Origin of the sequence: Streptomyces griseorubiginosus (assembly GCF_017614965.1) — a bacterium.
GTDB lineage: Bacteria > Actinomycetota > Actinomycetes > Streptomycetales > Streptomycetaceae > Streptomyces > Streptomyces griseorubiginosus_B.
The window spans coordinates 1-2,329 of sequence record NZ_WVUG01000569.1 but is presented as its reverse complement, the minus strand read 5'-3'; the positions used below and the strand labels follow the sequence as shown (position 1 = coordinate 2,329).

The 2,329-nt window shown below is 74.5% G+C and carries 1 protein-coding gene and 1 pseudogene; both read right to left on the bottom strand.

The window, feature by feature from the left end:
* Positions 1-51: 51 nt before the first annotated feature.
* Positions 52-1,002, bottom strand: a complete 951-nt coding sequence (locus tag GRC12_RS43710; RefSeq protein WP_133047443.1) for a bifunctional riboflavin kinase/FAD synthetase — start codon at positions 1,000-1,002, stop codon at positions 52-54.
* Positions 1,003-1,130: 128 nt separating this feature from the next.
* A pseudogene (locus GRC12_RS43705) lies at positions 1,131-2,329 on the bottom strand (serine protease); the annotation flags it as partial.

Sequence of the window (2,329 nt, the reverse complement as noted above, 5' to 3'; positions counted from 1 at the left end):
GTGCATGACGGAGGGGCCGGTGCCACCAGGCACCGGCCCCTCCGCCGCGATCTACTCCGACGCCGCAGCCACCAGCTCGCGGCACCGCTTCACGTCCTGGGCCATCTGCTCCAGCAGGGCCTCCAGCGACTCGAACTTGGCCTGGCCCCGGACGAAGGCGAGGAAGTCCACGGCCACGTGCAGGCCGTACAGGTCGAGGCCCACGCGGTCGATGGCGTACGCCTCCACCGTGCGCTCAGTGCCGTCGAACTGCGGATTCGTGCCGACGGAGATCGCGGCCGGCATCGCCTCGCCGTTCACGTGCAGCCAGCCGGCGTAGACGCCGTCGGCGGGGATCGCGGTGTGGGGCAGCGTCTCCACGTTGGCGGTGGGGAAGCCGAGCTCGCGGCCGCGCTGGGCACCGCGGACGACCACGCCCTCCACCCGGTGCGGCCGGCCCAGGATCTCGGCGGCGCCCTCGAGGTCGCCCTCGGCGACCAGGCGGCGGGTGAGGGTGGAGGAGAACGGCTCTCCGCCGCCCGCCTCACCGGTGACGTACAGGTCGACGACCTCGACCTCGAAGTCGTACGTCTTGCCCTGCTCGGCGAGGAACTCCACGTTGCCCGCGGCCTTGTGGCCGAAGCGGAAGTTCGGGCCCTCGACGACCGCCTTGGCGTGCAGCTTGTCGACCAGGACCTTGACGACGAAGTCGGCCGGCGACAGCTTCGAGAACTCCGTGGTGAAGGGAAGGATCAGGACCGCGTCCACGCCCAGGTCCGCCATCAACTCGGCGCGGCGGTGGTGCGGGGCGAGCAGCGGCGGGTGGCTGCCGGGGCGCACGACCTCGCTCGGGTGCGGGTCGAAGGTGACGACGACGGAGGGAACGCCCAGCTCACGGGCGCGGTCCACGGCGTGCCGGATGATCAGCTGGTGACCGCGGTGGACTCCGTCGTACGAGCCGATGGTGACGACGCTGCGCCCCCAGTCCTCGGGGATGTCCTCCAAGCCACGCCAGCGCTGCACTGTGACCGCTCCTCGAACCCGTGTCCGTCTCTACCGACCTCTTACGCAGGTCTAAGGGTGCCATGCCGGGCCCGGACCGCCCGCATCGGCATGGGGGCTGTGACTCGACGCACGTGACGGCGGGGGGCTCAGGCGGGCACGCGTACGCCCGACAGGCTCTCGATCATCCGTCGGGCGCTGGGGCCGACCACCGCGGCCCAGGCCTGCGGGGCGTCCGTCAGCCAGCCGGCCATCCGGGCCGCGAAGCCGGGCACGCGCCGGCCCAGGTCGACCAGGCCACGGTCGAAGCGGGCCGCGCCGTCCGGGGTGCGGACCATGAGGAGGCCGGTGCGGTGGACGAGGTCGCGGATCTCGTCGCCCGTGTGCGGCGCGACGGCGTGCAGCAGGGCGTCGAGGACGGCCGGGTCGTGCTCGCGAGAGAGGAGAAGTTCGAGGAGTTCCCGGCGGAGGGGATGGGAGACCGGGGTGCCGGGGACGGCCAGTACGGCGGCCAGCGCGGCCCGTACCTCCTCCGGGCCGCCGTCGAGGAGGCCGGTGACGAGCGGGAGCAGCGCCGCTCGGGCCGCGGGCCCCTGGTCCAGTCGGCGTTCGACATGTGTGGCGACGTCGGCGGCGGTCTCGGGGCGGTGCCGTACGGCGTCCCGCACCAGGGTGGCGACCCGGCGGGCCAGCGCGGGTGTGGTGACGTCGGCGAGGGTGCGCAGCGCCTGGCCCGGCTCCGGCCCGCGCAGCCGCTCCCGGAACGCGTCGAGGACCGGTTCCGGGTGGGTGGCCAGGGCGGGGACCAGGGCACTCGGCGGGACGTAGGGATCGCCGGTCGCGAACCGGCGCAGCGCCTGCGGGAGATGGCGGGCACGGGTGCGTGGATCGCGGACGAGGAGGGCGAGCGCGCCGCCGTGCAGGGTGTCGTCGGCGGGCCGGGCGAGCAGGGCCCCGGCGGCGTAGCGCAGCAGGTCGCGGTCGGCCTCGGTGCGGACATGGGGGGCGGTGCGCAGTCCGTGGACCACGGCCGCCGCTCGCCGGGAAGCGCGTTCGTCGTGCGCCCAGCGGTCCACGGCCCGGCACACCGCCGACGGCTCGTCCTCGGCCAGCGCCGCCAGCAACTCGTCCGCCCTGATGTGCGCGGACTCCACCAGCACCTCGGTCAGCTCGTCCAGGGCGAGGTGCCGGTGGGTGTGGAGCAGGGCCTGGGCGGCTTCGGCCACGGTCGCGTGCGGAGTCGCGGGGAGGGGGCGGTCGTCGTCGAACCAGGAGGTGAGGAGGGGCTGTACGGCGGTCGGGGCGGCGGCGAGGAGCCGGGAGACGGCGTCGAGGCAGCGGGGAGTGG